Raw genomic sequence first — 19,205 nt, forward strand, 5'->3', positions numbered from 1 at the left:
ACCATGGGAGGGGGCGACTCAAATGTCCACGGGTTCCGTCACCGCAGGGTCGGCCACGTCGTCCAGCAGCGCCGCGAGTTGGGCCTCGGGAATCGGATGGGCGAAGAGGTAGCCCTGCATTTCGGTGCAGCCGCTTCGCGACAGGAAGCGCCGTTGATCCTCGGTCTCGACACCCTCGGCCGTGACGACCAGGCCGAGCGCCTGGCCGAGCGTGACGATCGCCACGATGATGGCGGCGGAATCGCCATCGTCCGGCTCGCCCAGATGCTGCACGAAGGTGCGGTCGATCGTGATTTTGTCGACCTGGAACTGACGCAGGTAGCCGAGGCTGGAATGACCGGTGCCGAAATCGTCGAGCGCGATGGTGAACCCGGCAGCCCGCAGGGTCCTGAGGGAATCGCGGGTGAGCTGGTCGCCGAGCAGCACGCTTTCGGTGACTTCGAGTTCGATGCGGCGCGGATCGGCGCCGGCTTCGCGCACGATGGCGATCACCCGCTCGGCAAAGCCGCTCGAGCGGAATTGTGCCGCCGAGACGTTGACCGCGAGGAAGAGTTGGGGCCAGCGCAGCGACATCGTGCAGACCTCACGCAGGGCCCACTCGCCCAGGCGAACGATGACGCCGGTTTCCTCCGCGACGGGAATGAAATGCTCCGGTGACAGGAACCCCCGCGTGGGATGGTTCCACCGGACCAATGCCTCCAGCCCGACGATCCGTCGACTGTCGGCCGCTACCTGCGGCTGGTAGTACATGACGAGCCCGCTGCCGGTCCGCAGGGCCGCGCGCAGATCCTCGTCGATCTGACTGCGTCTCTTGACGGCCTCGTCCATCGCCGGGGCGAAATACCGGTAGCAGTCACGGCCCTCGTCCTTGGCCCGATAGAGCGCGATGTCGGTCTTGCGAATCAATTCCACCCGATCGGTCCCGTCCTGCGGGGCAATCGCGATTCCGATGCTGACGCCGACGAAAGCCTGGCTGCCGCCGAGCTCGAACGGCTGATGGACGGCGGACAGGATCGCCTCGCACAGGGCATCGATCTCTGCAACGCTATCCACCCCCGCAAGGACGATGGCGAACTCGTCGCCCCCGAGCCGGGCGAGCGTATCGGAAGGGCGCATGAGCGCCGACAGGCGGGTCGCGAAATCGCGGATGAGCGTGTCGCCCGCTCCATGCCCGAGCGTGTCGTTGACGTGTTTGAAGCGGTCGAGATCGAGGGTCAGCAGCGCCACTCTGCTGTCGCGCCCGACCGCCGCGAGGGCGTCGTCCAGGCGGCCGTTGAAGAGCGTGCGATTGGCAAGCCCGGTCAGGACATCGTGGAGGGCGAGGCGGCGGGCATGGCGCTCGCTGACCTCGACCGCCTTGATCGAGCGTCGAAGCGACCAGACAAGCAGCGCGGTCAGGATCAGGATGGCGACCAGCACCACCGCCGCGACCGGGCCCAGCACCCCGAGAATCGTCGTGCCCGGCAGTTCGGGCTCCCAGATGAAATAGCCGATGATGTGACCCTGATCGTTGTGCAGGGCGAAGGAGCGTTCCCGGGCAAGGGCGGTGTCGAACCGGGACAGCCGCGGTTGCTCGATGAGATTGCGTGCCGACAATTCCGTCAGAAAGGGGCCTGCCAGAAACCGAACGCTCACGATCACCGGCTCGAACCCGGAACGCTGGACACCTGCGCCCGTCGAGGGAACGATCGTCATGGCGCTGGCGATGGCGGGCTGCCCCAGCACCTCGAGGAACCGTCCCGATCGGCCGAATTGATCCGGCGCGTTGAAGCCATTGCGGCCCGGGCCCTGGGCGCGCAGGCCCTGGCGCGCGCCGTCGACCAGGCCCTGGAGATCCGGGCGCGCGAGGAGGTATTCGCCGGCTGCCTCCACGCCCCCATGCTTCATGGCGTAGACCGCCTCGTCGCGGGCGTTCAGGATGTAGACTTGGTCGTGTCCGAAGAGCCGATGGAGCCAGGTTCCCATCTCGTCGTCGATCCAGGCCCAGTCAGGTTGCTCTTTCTGCAACTCGGCCACCGCCTGGTCCCAGACCGCGATGGTCTGCTGTTGCGTGGCCAGTTCGTCGACGCTGCGGTTAATGGCGTTCTGGGTAATCCGGACCTGACGGTCGATGGAAATGCCGTCCGTCTTCAGCACCGTCCAGAACAAAGCCGCGGCCGCGAGCACGAGCGCGACCGCCGTCACGGCCGCTACCGGCAGCAATATCTGCGCGAAGAACCGTCGCTTTGCGGGCGAAAGGGGGAGCGAGGCTCGGGGCACTGCCGGATCCAGTCACGCTATGCGGCAAGGACGACTGCGACAGGCCCGCGGACCTGAACCGCCCCTGCCATGACAGCCCCATACAGGAGAGACGGTCGTTCGAGGGTTGTGTCGCGCATCGCCGGAAGCCGATCGTAAAAGAGAAAAAGGCGGGACCTCGGGAAGCGTTCAAGCTTACGCCGTTTGTGTCCATCGGATAGGAATATTTCATCGGAACTGCAGGAATTGGCCGTCGGTCGCCCGTCCGCCCTGGCAATCGCCGGGCGAGGAGCGTTTCCCCGCGCCCACGAGCCATACGCTCAACAGGGCTACTCCGCAATAAACAGTCTCTACGCCCCCCAACCGCGCGCGCTGACGGGGAAACTGCGGCATTCTCCCGGAAGCAGTAAAGAGTGGACGCCACAACCATGAAGATGTCGTGTATCGGAGCGGGACCCGCCGGTCTCTACCTGGCCATCCTGATGAAGAATCGGGACCCGCGTCATGACGTCACCGTCTATGAACAAAATCCCGAGGGCGTGACCCATGGCTGGGGCGTGGTCTTCTGGGACGACTTAATTCATGCGCTTCAGGACAACGATCCGCAAACCGCGCGCGAGATCGTCGACCAGTCGTTCCTGTGGGTGGATCAGATCGTCGACATCAAGGACCAGAAGCCGGTGCGCGGCACCGGCGGCGGCTACAGCATGCGCCGCCAGCGCCTCCTCGACATTCTGGCCAAACGCGCCCGCGAGCTTGGCGTCACGATCCGCTATGACACCGAGGTCGACCCCGCGACCGACCTGTCCGATTCGGATGTCGTGGTCGCTTCGGGCGGCGTCGGAAGCCGCCTGCGACGCCAACGGGCGAGCGAATTCGGCACCAAGGTCGAGCAAGGGCGCAACAAATACGTCTGGCTCGGCACGACCCGGGTCTTTCACGCGTTCGAATTCGCCTTCGTGCCCACCGAGGCGGGCTGGCTCTGGTTTCACGCCTATGGGTTCGAACACGGCATGAGCACGCTCATCGTCGAATGCGCGCCCGAGACCTGGACCAAGCTCGGCTTTGACGAACTCGGGGCGGAAGACAGTCTCGCCCGGCTGGAAGAGATTTTTGCCCATCACCTCCGGGGCCACAAGCTTCTGGCCCAGACCCGGGACAACCGCCTTCCCTGGCTCAATTTCTCGCAGGTGACCAACGAGCGCTGGCACAACAAGAACGTCGTTCTCATCGGCGACGCGGCGCACACGGCGCATTTTTCCATCGGCTCCGGCACGCGTCTGGCCATCGAGGATTCCATCGCGCTGGCCCGGCATCTGCACGAAAAGCCGACCATTGCGGCGGCTTTCCACGCCTACGAGACCGACCGCAAGCTGGCGATTTCCAGGACCCTGAAGGATGCCCGCTACAGCGCGCGCTGGTATGAGAACATTGGCCGCTACACCCATCTGGCGGCCCCGCAATTCGCCATCGCCATGCTCGGGCGCCGATCGCCGCTGGTGGCCATGCTGCCGCCGCGAGTCTATTGCCAGCTCGACGGGCTGACCCGCAACGTGTCGGTTCTCAAGACCATGCGGCGAATGGCAGGCGACTTCTACCGGCGCGCGCCGCGCTCACTCTAGCGCGACACGGGCTTCTGGTGTTTTCTCTGTGCCGCCACGCATGAAGGACGGGCGGATAGAAAGCCGGGAGAGCGCCATGACGACACCTCTGTCCACCCGTCTTTCTGCCATGCTGATGGCGACCGCGATGATCGTTCCCAGCCTGAGCGGCGCGGCGATGGCCTGCACCCGCTCGCTCTATGTGGGCGACGGCAATCTGGTCATCACCGGCCGCAACATGGACTGGAAGGAGGACATGGCCTCCAACCTGTGGATCTTTCCGGCCGGGATGAAACGGGATGGCGCGTCGGGTCCGCGCTCGCTGTCCTGGACGTCCCGATATGGCAGCGTGATCGTTTCGGGCTACGAGGCCGGAACGACCGACGGCATGAACGAGAAGGGGCTCGTCGCCAACATCCTCTACCTGGCCGAAGCGGATTATGGCGCGCCCGCGAAGGACGGACCCTTCCTGTCGATTGCCGCCTGGGCCCAGTACGTGCTGGATTCCTACGCGACGGTCGCCGAGGCCGTCGAAGGCCTCGCGGCCCAACGGTTCAGCATCCTCGCGCCGACCCTGCCCAATGGCGCGCCGGCCTCGCTGCACCTGTCGATCTCCGACGCGACGGGTGATTCGGCGATCTTCGAGCACATCGACGGCAAGCTCGTGATCCATCACGGCAAGCAATACACCGTCATGACGAACTCGCCGACCTATGACCAGCAGCTGGCGCTCAACGCCTACTGGAAAGACATCGGTGGATTGACCTTCCTGCCCGGCACCAACCGGGCGGCGGATCGCTTCGTGCGCACCTCGTTTCTGCTCGATGCCATTCCGAGGAAGCGCGACCCGAATTACATCGCGGGCGTGCCCGGACAGGACTTCACCTATCAGGCGGTTGCGAGCGTCATGAGCGTTCAGCGCGCCGTCAGCGTCCCGCTCGGCATCACCACGCCGTCCCAGCCCAACATTTCATCGACCCTCTGGCGCACGGTCGCCGACCAGAAGAACCGCATCTATTATTTCGACTCGGCGACGCGTCCCAACACCTTCTGGATCGCGTTCGACAAGATCGACCTCAAGCCCGGCGCTTCCCCGCGCAAACTCACCCTTCAGAACGGCGAGGTGTTTGCCGGCGAGGTCAGCGCGCAATTCGCCAAGGCGGATCCGTTCGCGTTTCTCCCCGGTCAGCCGCCCGCCCCGTAGGCGGGCTTCGTCTCACCAGCCGCGCTGGCGCTTGCCCGTAGGCGGGCTTCGTCTCACCAGCCGCGCTGGCGCTTGCCCGTAGGCGGGCTTCGTCTCACCAGCCGCGCTGGCGCTTGATGGCGTTCTTCTGCATCTGCTTCTGGTCTTTCCAGTAGTTCTTCTGCATGTCGGTCTGCATCCGGTAATAGTCGCGGACCCGCTCCTTGCGGCTGGTGGCGTTGCGGTACTGGTCGAAGTCGTAGTGGCGGTCGTAGCCATAGGGTTCGCCGTCGTCGACGAACAGGTCGAGCAGGCCCTGCATTTGAACCTTCACGATCGCAGGCGCGCTGTCGGGACGCACGGGGACAGGGCGCCCCGAGGCCGATGCCAGGCCCGTGCCGGCGATCAGCAGCCCGAGGGCAAACGCCAGAGATGTGGATCTTGCCATGATGCTCTCCTGCGGCCTCAGCGCTGACGGGAAAAGGTCTGGGGAATCGCCGGCGACGTCCAGCGCAGGCCTGTCACCAGGCCCTTGCCGTCGCGCTCGAACTGGACCGGCGTGACGATGTCGTCGCCGGTCATCGCCGCCACCGCCGCAAAGGCAGCGGTCGGCGACAGACGGGCGCTGAACGTGTCGGGTTCTGTCGGCTCGAGATCGAGCACAGCCTCCGACGTCTCGAGCACCATCTGCAGGCCCGCCGGACCGGTGCGAATCGTCGCCTCGCCGAGGAGCCGGGATTCGTACGTCCCCAGATAGGGACCGGGCGCCACGGCTGTGGCCGAGACGCGGGGCGCGCTGTCCTTGGCCTCCTGCTCCCGGGCGCGAAGCGCGGTGAGCCATTGGGCGACGTTGTCGACTTCGGGATTGCCCAGGAGGCGGTCATAGAACCACTGCGCGACCGCGTCCGGGAAACCCTGGTTCTCGAGATTGCTGAGCACGACGAGCCCGACATCGCGATCCGGCAGGAAACCCGCATGGGCGCCGAAGCCGGTGGTGCCGCCATTGTGCCAGATCACGCGCCCGTTGGGCGTCGCCGTGACCACCCATCCAATCGCATAGGACACCCGCTCGCTCATCGACACCCTTGGCGTCCACGTGACGTCGAGATTGGCCTCGGACACCAGGACTTTCTCGCCCAGCATGCCCCGGCCCAGTTGCAGCCGCAGCCATTGGGCCATGTCGGGCACGTTGGAATTGAGGTTGCCGGCCGGACCGAAGCCGTAGGGGAAGGAGGCATGGAAGGGGATCGCCACCGGTCCCGACGCCGCCGCCCGATGGCCGGTGGCGTGGTTGGGCGCAGCCTCGATCGCCTCGGGGGTCCATGAGGTGGCGCCCATGCCGAGCGGATCGAGGAGGCCTGTCTTGACCACAGCCGACCAGGACGGCACGCCGTAGACCTGCGCCAGGATCCGGCCCGCCACCATGTGGGTGATGTTGAGGTAGCTGAAATCGGAGCGGAAGATCCCGACCGGCGGCGCATCCCGCAGGGAGCGGATCATCGTTTCCTCGTCGAACCCGAGAAGACCCAGCCCGTCATTGACGTAAGGGCTGAGCCCGCTGCGCTGAGCCGGAAGGTCGAGAATGCGGAAATCCCGGCCGACCCAGGGGTCATTGAGCTGAAACGCCGGCATGCGGTCGACGACCCGGTCGGTCCAGGCGAGCTTGCCGGCATCGACCGCCTGGGCGAGCGTCGTACTGAGGAACGCCTTGGTGGCCGAGCCGATCTGGAACACGGTCTCGGGCGTGACCGCCTCGGAGCCCGCAGCGTTCCGGACGCCGAAGGCCGATTGATAGACGAGCGCGTCCCCGTGGACGATGCCGATGGCGATGCCGGGCACCCGGGCGGTCTTCATGCCGTCCTTGAGATACGCCTCGAATGCCGGGATGAGGGCGTCGATCCGAGCGCGCATCGCGGCCTCATTCTTGGCCTGAGCCTGAGCCGGCGCCGCCAGCAGGCCGAACACCGCAAAGCACGCGGTTGCCATCCCGCCGCTCCATCTGAAACCCACCATCCGTCGCCCCCTGCCTTACCGTCATGCCGTTGCGGCATGGTGACAGAACAGCGCATTAGGAACAACGTCCCTTTCGTCGATCTGAACCGCGCGATCATGACTCGCGCGGTCCAGCCTCATCTGTCAGAGCGGCTTCAGGCCCGCTTCGATGGCGGCGCGCCGGCCCTCCAGGAACGGCGGCAGCGCGAGCTTCTCGCCCAGCGTGGCGAGGGGTTCGTCGGTGGCAAAGCCCGGGCCGTCGGTGGCGATCTCGAACAGGATGCCGTTCGGCTCGCGGAAATACAGGCTCTTGAAGTAGAACCGGTCGATCGGCCCGCTCGACGGTGCGCGGATGGTGCGCAGGCGCTCGGCCGCCTCCCGATAGGTCTGCTCGTCGGGCGTGCGGAACGCCACGTGATGGACGCCGCCCGCCCCCGGCTGGACCGGATCGAGATGCGGCTCGACCGCCACGTGAAGCTCGGCGGCCGGGCCGCCGTCGCCCATCTCGAACACCTGCACGGACGCGCCCTTGCGGGTGTAGTCCCGCGCAGCCCGCATGCCCATGCCGTCAACCACGACCCGGGCGGTCGGCTCGAGCCGCGGCACGCTCATGGTGATGGGGCCGAGACCGCGAATCTGGTGGGCTGACGGCACGGGCGAGCGATCCCACGGATGGGCTTCGCCCACGCCGCCATCATCGACAAGACCGAGGCGCTGGCCCTCCGGGTCCTCGAAATCGAGCCAGAGACGGCCATCGCGCTCGACAATGCCCTCATGGGCGATGCCCTGCGCATCGAAGCGATCCTTCCACCAGGCGAGCGTGTCCTCGCCGCTGACGCGCAGCGCAGAGTGGACGATGCCGTGGGTGCCCCGCCGCTCGCGACCGGTGGGGAAGTCGAAGAAGGTCAGGTCCGATCCGGGCGATGCGATCCCGTCGGCGTAAAAGAGATGATAGGCGCTGACATCGTCCTGGTTGACGGTCTTCTTGACCAGCCGCATGCCCAGCGCCTGAGTGTAGAAGGCATGGTTTCCCGAAGCGTCGGCCGAAACCGCCGTCAGATGGTGAATTCCGGTGAGTTTCATAGTGTCCTCCAACGTGTTGAAGGCAATGTAGCGTTGCGGGAGCGCACACGCGATCCCGGCTTCCGCCAAGTGTTCTTTGCAGCAACGCACAAACGGCAGATCACCCGACCGCGAAGAGGTCCCGCGTCTCGGCCGGGGCCGGCTCCTCGTAGGCATTGGCGTCGCCCGGGCCGGTTTCCCACCCAAGGTCGGGGAGCGCGATGATGCGAAAGCCCCGTGGGTCGTTGCGGGTGACTACGAGATTGCGGCTTTCCAGATAGGCGACGAGCCGCCGCGCGCGGCCGGGCGACCGGCTGCCGCAGGAGCGGGCGATCTCGCCGTCCGGCGGGCACGGCACGCCCATCATGGCGGCGCGGGCGAGGAGCAGGTAGACGCCCTGGATATCCTCCGCGAGATCGGCCGCGAACGCCATCGCGCGGCCCCATTCGGAGCCGGACGCGGTCTCGGCATCGACGCCGGCCCGGGCAACCGCGAGCAGGCGGCGGAAGGCGGGGAGATTCGGCGGCTCGCCGGCGACGCGGCGAATGCGGCAGCGCACCAGGAAATCCTGATAGAGCACCGCCACCGTGCGGAAGGCGGCCTCCGGATCGGTCAGAATCTCGCGCAGGATGTTGTCGAGCACCGCATCCCGCTCGGCGCGGGTTTCCTCGCTCGGCGCGGCTTCGGGCTCGGCCGCCATCGGCCGTGCACGGGCGAGCTGGGCCAGCACGTCGTGGGTGGCGGGCGGGGGCGCCGGGGGAGCCCGGCGCGGCGCGAGCGGACGGGCGACTTCGTCCTCGCCCGCCGTGAAGATCAGGTCGCGGGCCTCGCCCCTGTCCTGCCCCGGCAAGGGGACGAGCTTGAACGTGCCGCTGCGCGGTGCCGTCTGCGCGTCGCCGATGCGGATCGGCACTGGCCGGCGCGAGAGCGCGGGCCCGAGGGCGACGAAATGGCCGCGTTCGAGATCGCGGAACATCTCGGCCTGGCGGCGGTCCATGCCGAGGAGGTCGGCGGCACGCGCCATGTCGATGTCGAGAAAGGTCCGCCCCATCAAAAAGTTCGATGCTTCGGCCGCAACGTTCTTGGCGAGTTTGGCGAGGCGTTGCGTGGCGATGATGCCGGCCAGTCCGCGCTTGCGGCCCCGGCACATGAGGTTGGTCATGGCCCCCAGCGACATCTTGCGGGCCTCGTCGGAGACCTCCCCGGCAACCGACGGGGCGAAGAGCTGCGCCTCGTCGACGACGACCAGCATGGGATACCAGACGTCCCGCTCCGCATCGAACAGCCCGCCGAGAAAGGCCGCGGCGCAGCGCATCTGCGCCTCGGTGTCGAGACCTTCGAGATTGAGCACGACGGAGACGCGGTGCTGGCGCACCCGTGCGGCAATGCGCTGGAGATCGCCCTCGCTGCGGGCAGCATCCACCACCACATGGCCGAACTTTTCCGCCAGGGTGACGAAGTCGCCTTCCGGATCGATGACGGCCTGCTGCACCATCGGGGCGCTCTGCTCGAGCAGCCGCCGCAGCAGATGCGATTTGCCGGAACCTGAATTGCCCTGGACGAGAAGACGGGTGGCGAGCAGTTCCTCGAGATCGAGGATCGCCGCACTGCCCTTGGCGGCGCCCGACGCCATGCCGGCGGAGACCTGCCCCATATCGATACCGACCGTCATCCGCCTCCCTCTCGCCTGAAACCCGTCAGGTCGGACTTACCATATCCGCCAGGCCAAGCGGCAACGGACGGGTGAACGCTCCACAGGTCAAGAGGCCGCAGGCGGAAGGGGGCAGGCGAGGGCCGTCAATCGGCGATGGCAGCCTCCGCCGCCCGCACGGCGCTACCCTTGAGCGGCAGCTCTTTCATGCGAATCAGGAAGAACAGCGACAGGCTGAAGCCGACGAGGGCGGCGACAAACAGGTAGTGGAAGACCTGCGCGAGATCGGCACTATTCCGACCGACAGCCGAGCCCAGAGCCTCCAGGCTCGAGATTCCCCCGATGCCCGACATCCCGAGGATGATCGCGCCGAAGATCGCCACCACGAACGCGCCGCCGATGGAGCGGAAGAAATTGGCGACCCCGGTGGCGGTTCCGAGTTCATGCGACCGGACCGCATTCTGGATCGACACCGTGCTGACCGGCAGCAGGGTTCCCAGCCCGATACTGAGAAGACCCAGCACCAGTTCGACCCCGGTGAGCGAAAGCTGGCGCTCGAAAAACACAAGGACCCCCACCCCCACGACGGCTGCCGAGAGGCCCACGATGGGGACGCGCTTGTAATGGGTGATCTTGGCCATGAGCTGGCCGGAGATGTTGGCGCCCATCACGGTGCCGACCATGAGGGGAATGAGGGCAAGACCCGAATGACTCGCCGATAGGCCCCGCACGGTCTCGAAATAGACCGGCAGGTAGATGGTCAGGCCGATATAGGTGCCCATGCCGAAGCAGGCGGCCAGCACGCCCATGCGGACCACCGGGTTCTGCAGGACGCCCGCGGGGATCAACGGCTCCGTCGCGGTCTTCATCCGCCAGCCGAACAGACCCCAGAAGATCACCGACACCACCGCCATGGCGGCGATCGGCAGCGACACCCACGCATAGCGAAGACCGCCCCAGCTCAACGCCAGCAGGATCGACACGGTGGCGACGACGAGGAAGAAGGCGCCCAGCCAGTCGAGTTTGTGCGGGCGATCGTGCCGGGGCAGGCGCTTGAGGCCCCGATAGGAGATCAGGAAGGCCAGCAGGCCCAAGGGAAGGTTGATCCAGAAAATCATCGACCAATGCAGGTGCTCGGCGAAGAAGCCCCCCAGCACGGGACCGGCAAGGCTCGAGGTCATGAACACGCTGGCGAAATAGACCTGGTAGCGGCCGCGTTCGCGCGGCGACACCAGGTCGGCCACGATGGTCTGCGACAGCGCCATCAGCCCGCCGCCGCCCAGGCCCTGCAGTCCGCGGGCGAGTATCAGAAACAGCATCGAGGGCGCCAGCGCGCAGGCGATCGACCCGATGATGAAGACCGAGATGCCGATCAGCAGGGTGATTCGCCGTCCATGGGCGTCGCTGAACTTGCCATAAAGCGGCGTCGCGACGGTGGCGGTGAGAAGGTAGGAGGTGACCACCCAGGGAAGATGCTCGAGATCGCCCAGTTCGCGTCCGATGGTGGGCAGCGCCGTGGCGATGATGGTCTGGTCGAGGGCCGCCAGGAGCAGGGCCACCATGAGGCCGATGATGATCGACCGGATCTCGGCCTGCGTCAGCGGGGTCGGCGGATTCAGCGCCCGGGTCTGGGGTGTGGACTGGTCCATGGCATCCATCTTTATCGCGCTTGCATCTAGGGCGCACCGGCGCGTTTGTCCCCCAATACCACGCAGGGCAGATATGCAGGACGTCTCGTTGCGCCGGAGCGACACCCCTTCGGCCGTCGAGCCTTGCGGGCGAGGGCGGATTGACGCTAGCTCGTTCTCCCCGCCCTGTTGATCGCCATGACCGCCCGCACCCGATTCTCCGTCTCTCAAGCCAGACGCATTGCACTCGCGGCGCAAGGATTCGCAGACGCCCGGCCGGCGCAGCCTTCCGCCCGGCATGTGGCCCGCACCCTGGCGCGCTCAAAACTCTTCCAGATCGATTCGGTCAACGTGCTCGTGCGCGCCCATTACATGCCGCTTTATTCGCGGCTCGGGCCCTATGACCGGGACCTGCTCGACCGCGCCGCCTATCATCCGAAAAAGCGCGCGACGTTCGAGTATTGGGGCCACGAGGCCTCCCTCGTCGCCCTCGACCTCCACCCGCTGTTTCGCTGGCGGATGGCGCGGGCCGGCCGCGGCGAGGGCATCTATGGGGGCCTCGCCACCTTCGGCCACGAGAAGAAGGATTTCATCGCCGCGGTCCGGCGCGAAATCACGGCGCGCGGCCCGATCGGCGCGGGCGAGCTGTCGGCCGGAGCCGAGGATCGGGTGCGCGGCCCCGCCGGATGGTGGGGCTGGAGCGACGGCAAGCGGGCGCTCGAATGGTTGTTCTGGGCCGGCGAGGTGACGACGGCGAGCCGGCGGGGATTCGAACGCCTGTACGATCTCACCGAGCGGGTGATTCCGGCCGAGATCCTGCGGGCTCCGACACCGGACGCAGCTGAGGCCCAGCGTGCCCTCCTGAGCCTGTCGATTGCGGCTTTGGGCATCGCCAGCGAACGCTGCCTGCGCGATTATTTCCGCCTCGACGCGGCCGACGCCAAGGCCCGCATTCCGGAACTGGTGGAAGCGGGCGCTCTCCTGCCGGTCACGGTGGAGGGCTGGCCGGGGCCGGTCTATCTCGATCCCAAGGCGACGCTTCCCCGCCGAATCGCCGCGCAGGCGCTGCTGTCGCCGTTCGACCCGGTCGTCTGGGAGCGCAGCCGGGCCGAACGCCTGTTCGATTTTCGCTATCGCATCGAAATCTACACACCGGCCGAGAAACGGGAATTCGGCTATTACTGCCTGCCGTTCCTGCTCGGCGACGCGATCGTCGCCCGTCTTGACCTCAAGGCCGACCGAGCGGCCGGAGCGCTTCTGGTCCATTCCATTCACCCGGAATCCCACGCGCCGCCGGAGATGATCGCCCCCGCTCTGACCGACGAACTGCGCCTGATGGCCGGCTGGCTGGGCCTCTCCGACATTGTCGTGCCGCCCGGCTGGACGACGCTGATCCGCCCGTGACTCGAGGCCCCCTCGTCATGATGCCAAAAGCGCATTACTTGAATGGGCCATGGACTTCATGATCGCTCCCGCCACGCGGCTTTGGCTGCGCTTTCGCCTCAACGAAATCGGCCCGCTCCTGTCGCTGGCGGGTTTCGGGTTCTTTGCCTGGGCGTTCATCGCGCTCGCCGACGAGGTCCGCGAGGGCGAGACCCACGCCCTCGACCGGGCCCTGCTGCTGGCCTTGCGCGATCCGCAGAACCCGGCCAATCCCCTCGGTCCGAGCTGGCTGGAGGAAGCCGCCCGGGACATCACGGGCCTTGGCGGCTATGCCGTCCTGTCCATCGTAACGCTCGCCACCCTGGCGTTCCTGCTGATGGCCGGAAAGCGCGGCGCGGCCTTGCTGGTGCTGGTGGCGATCGTCGGCGGCATGCTGCTCTCCACCGCGTTGAAATTCGGCTTCGAGCGCCCCCGCCCCGATCTCGTCCCGCACGGAACGCGGGTCTATACGGCGAGCTTTCCCAGCGGACACGCCATGCTGTCGGCCATCACCTACCTGACGCTGGGCGCCCTGCTCTCGCGTATCCAGACGCGCCGGCGCATCCAGGCCTTCCTGATGGGACTGGCGGTGGTCCTGACCCTGCTGGTCGGCGTCAGCCGGGTCTATCTCGGCGTCCACTGGCCGAGCGATGTCCTGGCCGGCTGGGCGGTCGGCGCCGCCTGGGCCGCCTTGTGCTGGTTCGTGGCCCTACAATTGCAGCGCGAGGGGAAGGTCGAGGCCCCGGGCGAGACCTCCCCTTGACCGATGCGCCCGAAAGGCCTCCCCGCAAGCCTCCCGGAAAGGTCACGCCGGCCTATCTGCAGCGCGCCGCCATGGCGTATCTCGAGCGCTATACCTCCTCGTCGGCGAACCTTCGGCGGGTCCTGACCCGCAAGGTCGCGAACCGCTGCCGGCTTCGCGGCGAGGACCCGTCCGGTTTCCGTGAGGCCATCGACGACGTGGTGGAGAAAAGCTTGCGGATCGGGCTGATCGACGATGTCCGCTATGCCGAGGGACGGGTCGCGTCGCTAAGGCTGCGGGGCGGATCGGCCCGGGCGATCCGCGCCAAACTCGCCCAGAAGGGCGTCGACGGCGAGACCATCGCGGCAGCGCTCGAGTCTCATACGGGCGACGACGAGGAGGCCGCCCTCGCTTTCGCGCGCCGGCGCCGGCTGGGGCCGTTCCGGCCGGGCGAGCGGGCGCCCTATCGCGACAAGGATCTGGCCGCCATGGGTCGGGCGGGCTTCGGCTACGGCGTGGCCAAGCGGATCGTGGACGAAGAGCCGCAAAGCTAGCCACGCCGGGCGGTTCCGGGGGCACCCGCCTAGATCACGCTCGCGCCCACATTGATGGCCAGCGCCAGGATCGTCGTGTTGAACAGGAACGACAGGATCGTGTGGCAGAGCACGAGCCGGCGCATATTGCGCGATACCACGGTCACGTCGGAGGTCTGCGCCGCCGCCCCCATATTGAACGAGAAATAGAAGAAGTCGAAGTAGTCGGGGCTGTCCTCCTTGGGGAAGGCAAGCCCGCGCCGCTCGCCTTTGTCGCCGTAGAATTCATGGGCGTAGTGGATCGCCCAGATGGTGTGGACGAAGAACCACGAGCACAGGATCGTCAGGCCGGCCACGATCAGACGCAGGGCCTGATCGCCGCCCTGCTTGTCGTGAATGCCGAGCAGCTCGATGCCGATCGCCGCAAGACTCGCGACAGCAGCCCCGATGGTCAGAAAGAGGATCGCGGTCGCGCCCGCATCCTCCAGATTGGACCGCTTGCGGATGTCGTCGATGCTCGCCGTGGCGGCCAGCTGGACCGCCGACAGGACGTAGAACGTCACGGCGACATCCCAGGAGATGAGAAACCGGGTGTTGGGGTGGAGGCCTCCGGGCAGGGCCGCGGCAACGATCAGGCCGACGAGAAGCGCCAGCACCAGACGGGGACGCAGCCGCGCGATATTGAAAAACATGGGCGATCCTCGATTCGGCAGCGGTATGCGCGGGAAGCGGCCGTTGGACAAGGGCGCGGCTGATCCGGCAGCCCGGGCGGGCGAATTATGGGCTCATTTGCGCTACGCGGTGGTTTCCCGCGCGGCACGTCCTACATCAGAGACGATCATCACCCAAAGGAGACAAGCATGGATCGCAAGGCAAAGGCAGTCTGGCAGGGAACGGGCAAAGACGGCACCGGCCACCTCACGACCGATTCCGGCGTGTTGTCGGCGACGCCCTATTCGTTCAAGACCCGCTTCGAGAACGAGAAGGGCACCAACCCCGAAGAGCTGATCGCAGCCGCCCATGCGGGTTGCTTCACGATGGCGCTGGCCTTCCAGCTGCAGGGCGCGGGCTTCACGCCGACCGAGCTGAAGACCGAGGCGGCCGTCTCCCTCGACAAGGACGGCGACGGCTTCAAGGTGAGCAAGTCGCACCTGACGCTCGCGGCCAATGTGCCCGGCATCGACAAGGCGAAGTTCGAGGAACTGGCCCGCATCGCCGAGAAGAACTGCCCGATCTCGAAGGTTCTCAACGCCGAAATCAGCCTGGACTTCACGCTGGCCTGACCGGGCCGGGGCGCGACCTCCCCGCTTTCGGCGGGGGTCGCGTCAGGCGCGGGCCTTGGCGATCGCCTCGCGCTTCTGCGCGAGGCTCATGCCGCCCACATAAGCCTCCGTGCCGACCAGATAGGACGGGGTTGCGGTGAACCCCAGTGAATTGCCGAGCGTGAACGCGTCCTTCATCCACTGGGTCGTACGGGGCGCATCCGCCGCCTCGATGAGTTTGCGGCGATCCCCGCCGAGCTTCTCGGCCTCGGCGATCGCCCGCTCTCCGGTGACGACGCCGCGCAATCCGAATAACCCCAGATGCAGTTTCAAATAGGTGCCGGGCCCCTTAACCTGCAGGAAGCCAAGGGCGGCGCGGGTTGCCTCCACCGATGGCTGGCCGAGCACCGCGAAGTTGACCAGCACATAGGTCAGATCGGGCTCGGCCTTCAGCAGGGCGTTAAGTTCAGCCGCCGAGCGTTTGCACCATGGGCAGTTATAATCGAAATATTCCACCATGATGACGCTGCCGCGCGCATGGCCGAGGCGGACGGCGGACGGCAAATCGAGGGTATCCTCGACCAGTTCCACGGGCGCGCGTTGCGATTCGGGTGCGGATTGCGCGAAGGCGGGTGCGGTGGCGCCCGACAGGGCAAGGCCGGCAAGCACCGTGCGGCGGGAAAACATCATCGTGAGGACCGAAGGCGAGAGGGAACGGAGAAGGCGAGCGTCCGGCTCGACGAATCGCCGCGGCCGGACGGCCTTTTCAAACCGGCGATTGCGGTCTTTTTCCGAGCGGTGGCGACAGCAGACGCATCAACGCCGTGGTGTCAGGCCTCTTCGCCGGTGACGCCTGCGGCGTCCTGCGCCTTGAGGATGTCGGGACGCGGCATCGAGATGGTGTTGTAGCCCGAATCCACATAGTGGATTTCGCCCGTCACCCCATTCGACAGATCGGACAGCAGGTAGAGAGCCGAGCCCCCCACGTCCTCGATCGTCACGGTCCGCCGCAGCGGCGCATGGGCCTTCTGGTAGGTGAACATGAGACGCGCATCGGCGATGCCGGCGCCAGCCAGCGTCCGCACGGGACCGGCCGAGATGGCGTTGCAGCGGATGCCCGCGGGGCCGAGATCCGACGCGATGTAGCGCACGCTGGCTTCCAGCGCCGCCTTCGCCACGCCCATCACGTTGTAGTTCGGCATCACCCGGGTCGAGCCGCCGTAGGTGAGCGTGAGGAGCGAGCCGCCAGTCTTCATGCGGGCGGCGGCGCGCTGCGCCACCTCCGTGAAGGAAAAGCACGAGATCACCATGGTGCGCGAGAAATTCTCCCGCGTGGTGACGTCCACATAGGAGCCCTTGAGCTGGGACTTGTCGGAAAACCCGATCGCATGAACGAGAAAATCGAGACCATCCCAGCGCTGGTCGAGGGCCGCGAAGGCCGCATCGACCGAACCGATGTCTTCCACGTCGCAGGAGAGCACGATGTCCGATCCGAGCGACTGCGCCAGCGGAGCGACGCGCTTGCCCAGCGCCTCGCCCTGATAGGTGAAGGCCAGTTCCGCGCCGTGCTGGCTCAGGGTCTTGGCGATTCCCCAGGCAATCGAGTGGTCGTTGGCGACGCCCATGATGAGGCCGCGCTTTCCGTGCATCAGACCGTTCACGCAAAATTCCCCTTTATCCGATGCCCGTTCTTATGACGACGATGTGGCAATCGGATCCGCTTTCCGAGTGCGCGGCCGAACCAGCCGCGCCCTCGTGCCCCATATCAAGCAGCGGACACGCTGTCGTCTCAATCTTTGTAACGGCTGAAGACAAGCGTCGCGTTGGTGCCGCCGAAGCCGAAGGAATTGGACAGCACGGTGTCGAGGGTCACGTCGTCGATGCGCTTGCGCACGATGTTCATGTCGGCGATGGCCGGGTCGATTTCCTCGATATGGGCGCTCTCGCAGATGAAGTTGTTGTTCATCATCAGCAGTGAGTAGATGGCCTCCTGCACGCCCGTCGCGCCAAGCGAATGGCCGGTGAGCGATTTGGTGGCCGAGATCGGCGGGCAGGACTCGCCCGCGCCGAAGACTTCGCGGATCGCCTCGATTTCCTTGAGGTCGCCCACCGGCGTGGAGGTGCCGTGCGGGTTGATGTAGTCGATCTTGCCCTTCACGGTCTCGAGCGCCATGCGCATGCAGCGCACCGCGCCTTCGCCCGAGGGCGCCACCATGTCGTAGCCGTCCGACGTCGCGCCGTAACCGACGATCTCGCCATAGATCTTGGCGCCGCGCGCCAGCGCGTGGTCGAGTTCCTCGAGCACGAGGACGCCCGCGCCGCCTGCGATGACGAAGCCGTCGCGGTTGGCGTCGTAGGTGCGTGAGGCCTTCTCGGGGGTGGCGTTATACTTCGACGACATGGCGCCCATGGCGTCGAACAGGTTCGACATCGACCAGTCGAGATCCTCGCAGCCGCCGGCAAAGATCATGTCCTGCTTACCCACCTGGATCGTCTCATAGGCATTGCCGATGCAATGGTTCGAGGTCGCGCAGGCGGACGAGATGGAATAGTTGACGCCCTTGATCTTGAACCAGGTGGCCAACGTGGCGGACGCGGTCGACGACATGGCCTTGGGCACCGCGAACGGCCCGATGCGCTTGGGACCCTTCTCGCGGGTGATGTCGGCGGCGTCGATGAGCGTGCGGGTGGAGGGACCGCCCGAGCCCATGATGATGCCGGTGCGGGGATTGGAGATGTCCTCGGGCGTCAGCCCCGCGTCGAGAATCGCCTGATCCATCGCCACGTGATTCCAGGCCGTGCCGAGACCGTGAAAGCGCATGGCGCGGCGGTCGACGAACTCTTCCGGATTGAGCGTGGGCTTGCCGTGCACCTGGCAGCGAAAGCCGTATTTCTCGTAATCGTCGGCTTTCGTGATGCCGGATTTTGCTTCCCGCAGGGAGGTCAGCACCTCCTCGGTGTTGTTGCCGATGGACGAGACAATGCCCATTCCGGTGACGACGACGCGTCTCATAGCCTACCCCTTCATAGGAAATTTTCGCCAACCCTTGCCCAACAGGTAAGGGCGGCCGTGCGCATTCTCAACGTTAAGCCCGCAAATTGGGGCCAGAACGGGATGGGCCCAGATCAGCCGCCGGCCGCATCCGCCTGGAAAAGGCCGACCCGCAGATCCTTGGCCTCGTAGATGCGCTGGCCATCCGCCTCGAGCCAGCCATCGGCGATGCCGAGGATGAGCTTGGAGCGGAACACGCGCTTGAAATCGACGCCGTACACGACCTTCTTGTGAGTCGGCAGCACCTGGTTGCTGAATTTGACCTCTCCGACGCCGAGCGCCCGGCCGCGGCCCGGCGATCCCGACCAGCCGAGGAAGAACCCGACCATCTGCCAGAGCGCATCGACCCCCAGGCAGCCCGGCATCACCGGGTCGCCTTTGAAATGGCACGGGAAGAACCAGAGATCCGGCCGCACATCGAGCTCGGCCACCACATGGCCCTTGCCGTTCGCGCCGCCATCCTCGCCGATCGAGGTGATCCGGTCGAACATCAGCATGGGCGGAAGCGGCAACTGGGCATTGCCGGGGCCGAACAATTCTCCCCGCCCGCAGGCCAGGAGTTCTTCGTAGGTAAAGCTCGACTGGCGCGCCATGCCGGATGCCGATCCTTCTCAACAATCTTCACATTAGAGCGACGAAATGTCCGCCGCCACCGAATACGCGGCTCTGGTAGCACAGGCTTGGCCAGGCATCAAAGGCCACCGCCGCGGCCGCAGCAATTCTTTGCCGCGCGCCGTCGGGCGCTCCCGGCAAGGCCGCCTTGCGGGCCGGCCCTCGCTTTCCTATCATTGAGGTGATAGAAGCCGTTTTTCCGCAAACAGTTCCGGCCAATCATTGTG

General features: G+C 66.3%; 17 protein-coding genes. 6 read left to right on the forward strand and 11 right to left on the reverse strand.

What is annotated here, in order from left to right:
* Window positions 1–18 precede the first annotated feature (18 nt).
* The gene (locus J4G32_RS15195; protein ID WP_210496175.1) at window positions 19–2,259 is read right to left on the reverse strand and encodes a putative bifunctional diguanylate cyclase/phosphodiesterase; all 2,241 of its coding nucleotides are present in this window, start codon (window positions 2,257–2,259) and stop codon (window positions 19–21) included.
* A gap of 392 nt (window positions 2,260–2,651) precedes the next feature.
* Between J4G32_RS15195 and J4G32_RS21820 the strand changes: the two genes are divergently transcribed.
* Together J4G32_RS21820 and J4G32_RS15205 are read left to right on the forward strand one after the other, a co-directional pair.
* The gene (locus tag J4G32_RS21820) at window positions 2,652–3,860 is read left to right on the forward strand and encodes an FAD-dependent monooxygenase (RefSeq protein ID WP_210496176.1); all 1,209 of its coding nucleotides are present in this window, start codon (window positions 2,652–2,654) and stop codon (window positions 3,858–3,860) included.
* Window positions 3,861–3,936: 76 nt separating this feature from the next.
* Window positions 3,937–5,043 (forward strand): linear amide C-N hydrolase, encoded by a 1,107-nt coding sequence (locus J4G32_RS15205; protein WP_210496177.1) that lies wholly within the window; start codon window positions 3,937–3,939, stop codon window positions 5,041–5,043.
* Between the two features lie 94 nt (window positions 5,044–5,137).
* Here the strand turns inward: J4G32_RS15205 and J4G32_RS15210 are convergent, their stop codons facing one another.
* The 5 genes from J4G32_RS15210 to J4G32_RS15230 form a co-directional block, all read right to left on the reverse strand.
* Complete coding sequence (locus J4G32_RS15210) at window positions 5,138–5,470, reverse strand: hypothetical protein (protein WP_210496178.1); 333 nt, start codon at window positions 5,468–5,470, stop codon at window positions 5,138–5,140.
* Between the two features lie 17 nt (window positions 5,471–5,487).
* The gene (locus tag J4G32_RS15215; RefSeq protein ID WP_210496179.1) at window positions 5,488–7,008 is read right to left on the reverse strand and encodes a serine hydrolase; all 1,521 of its coding nucleotides are present in this window, start codon (window positions 7,006–7,008) and stop codon (window positions 5,488–5,490) included.
* 150 nt (window positions 7,009–7,158) lie between these two features.
* Window positions 7,159–8,097 (reverse strand): ring-cleaving dioxygenase, encoded by a 939-nt coding sequence (locus J4G32_RS15220; RefSeq protein ID WP_210496180.1) that lies wholly within the window; start codon window positions 8,095–8,097, stop codon window positions 7,159–7,161.
* Between the two features lie 100 nt (window positions 8,098–8,197).
* Complete coding sequence (locus J4G32_RS15225; protein ID WP_210496181.1) at window positions 8,198–9,748, reverse strand: helicase HerA domain-containing protein; 1,551 nt, start codon at window positions 9,746–9,748, stop codon at window positions 8,198–8,200.
* 125 nt (window positions 9,749–9,873) lie between these two features.
* Window positions 9,874–11,376, reverse strand: a complete 1,503-nt coding sequence (locus J4G32_RS15230; protein WP_246505114.1) for an MDR family MFS transporter — start codon at window positions 11,374–11,376, stop codon at window positions 9,874–9,876.
* A gap of 177 nt (window positions 11,377–11,553) precedes the next feature.
* On the opposite strand from J4G32_RS15230, the gene J4G32_RS15235 reads away from it, so the two are divergent.
* Genes J4G32_RS15235 through J4G32_RS15245 form a run of 3 tightly spaced genes read left to right on the forward strand, consistent with a single transcriptional unit; the run spans window position 11,554 to window position 14,073 of the window.
* Entirely contained in the window at window positions 11,554–12,759 is a 1,206-nt protein-coding gene (locus tag J4G32_RS15235; RefSeq protein ID WP_210496183.1) for a winged helix-turn-helix domain-containing protein, read from the forward strand.
* Window positions 12,760–12,808: 49 nt separating this feature from the next.
* Window positions 12,809–13,540: a phosphatase PAP2 family protein gene (locus J4G32_RS15240; protein WP_210496184.1), complete on the forward strand. Its 732-nt coding sequence runs from the start codon at window positions 12,809–12,811 to the stop codon at window positions 13,538–13,540.
* The gene (locus J4G32_RS15245; RefSeq protein WP_210496185.1) at window positions 13,537–14,073 is read left to right on the forward strand and encodes a regulatory protein RecX; all 537 of its coding nucleotides are present in this window, start codon (window positions 13,537–13,539) and stop codon (window positions 14,071–14,073) included. Before J4G32_RS15240 ends, J4G32_RS15245 begins: the two co-directional genes overlap by 4 nt.
* A gap of 29 nt (window positions 14,074–14,102) precedes the next feature.
* Here the strand turns inward: J4G32_RS15245 and J4G32_RS15250 are convergent, their stop codons facing one another.
* Window positions 14,103–14,744 (reverse strand): DUF1345 domain-containing protein, encoded by a 642-nt coding sequence (locus tag J4G32_RS15250; protein ID WP_210496186.1) that lies wholly within the window; start codon window positions 14,742–14,744, stop codon window positions 14,103–14,105.
* Between the two features lie 168 nt (window positions 14,745–14,912).
* Here J4G32_RS15250 and J4G32_RS15255 point away from each other — a divergent pair, with 168 nt between their 5' ends.
* Window positions 14,913–15,335: an OsmC family protein gene (locus tag J4G32_RS15255; protein WP_210496187.1), complete on the forward strand. Its 423-nt coding sequence runs from the start codon at window positions 14,913–14,915 to the stop codon at window positions 15,333–15,335.
* 42 nt (window positions 15,336–15,377) lie between these two features.
* On the opposite strand, the gene J4G32_RS15260 is transcribed toward J4G32_RS15255, so the two are convergent.
* The 4 genes from J4G32_RS15260 to fabA form a co-directional block, all read right to left on the reverse strand.
* A complete protein-coding gene (locus tag J4G32_RS15260; RefSeq protein ID WP_210496188.1) occupies window positions 15,378–16,004 on the reverse strand; it encodes a DsbA family protein in 627 nt (208 codons plus the stop codon).
* 140 nt (window positions 16,005–16,144) lie between these two features.
* On the reverse strand, window positions 16,145–16,975 hold the full coding sequence (gene fabI, locus J4G32_RS15265) for an enoyl-ACP reductase FabI (RefSeq protein ID WP_343232662.1): 831 nt from the start codon (window positions 16,973–16,975) through the stop codon (window positions 16,145–16,147).
* A 128-nt stretch (window positions 16,976–17,103) separates the two neighbouring features.
* Window positions 17,104–18,327, reverse strand: coding sequence for a beta-ketoacyl-ACP synthase I (gene fabB / locus J4G32_RS15270; protein ID WP_210496189.1), 1,224 nt, complete (start codon window positions 18,325–18,327; stop codon window positions 17,104–17,106).
* A 113-nt stretch (window positions 18,328–18,440) separates the two neighbouring features.
* Window positions 18,441–18,959, reverse strand: a complete 519-nt coding sequence (gene fabA, locus J4G32_RS15275) for a 3-hydroxyacyl-[acyl-carrier-protein] dehydratase FabA (protein ID WP_210496190.1) — start codon at window positions 18,957–18,959, stop codon at window positions 18,441–18,443.
* Between the last annotated feature and the right edge of the window lie 246 nt (window positions 18,960–19,205).

Source organism: Microvirga antarctica, assembly GCF_017921815.1.
GTDB classification, from domain to species: domain Bacteria; phylum Pseudomonadota; class Alphaproteobacteria; order Rhizobiales; family Beijerinckiaceae; genus Microvirga; species Microvirga antarctica.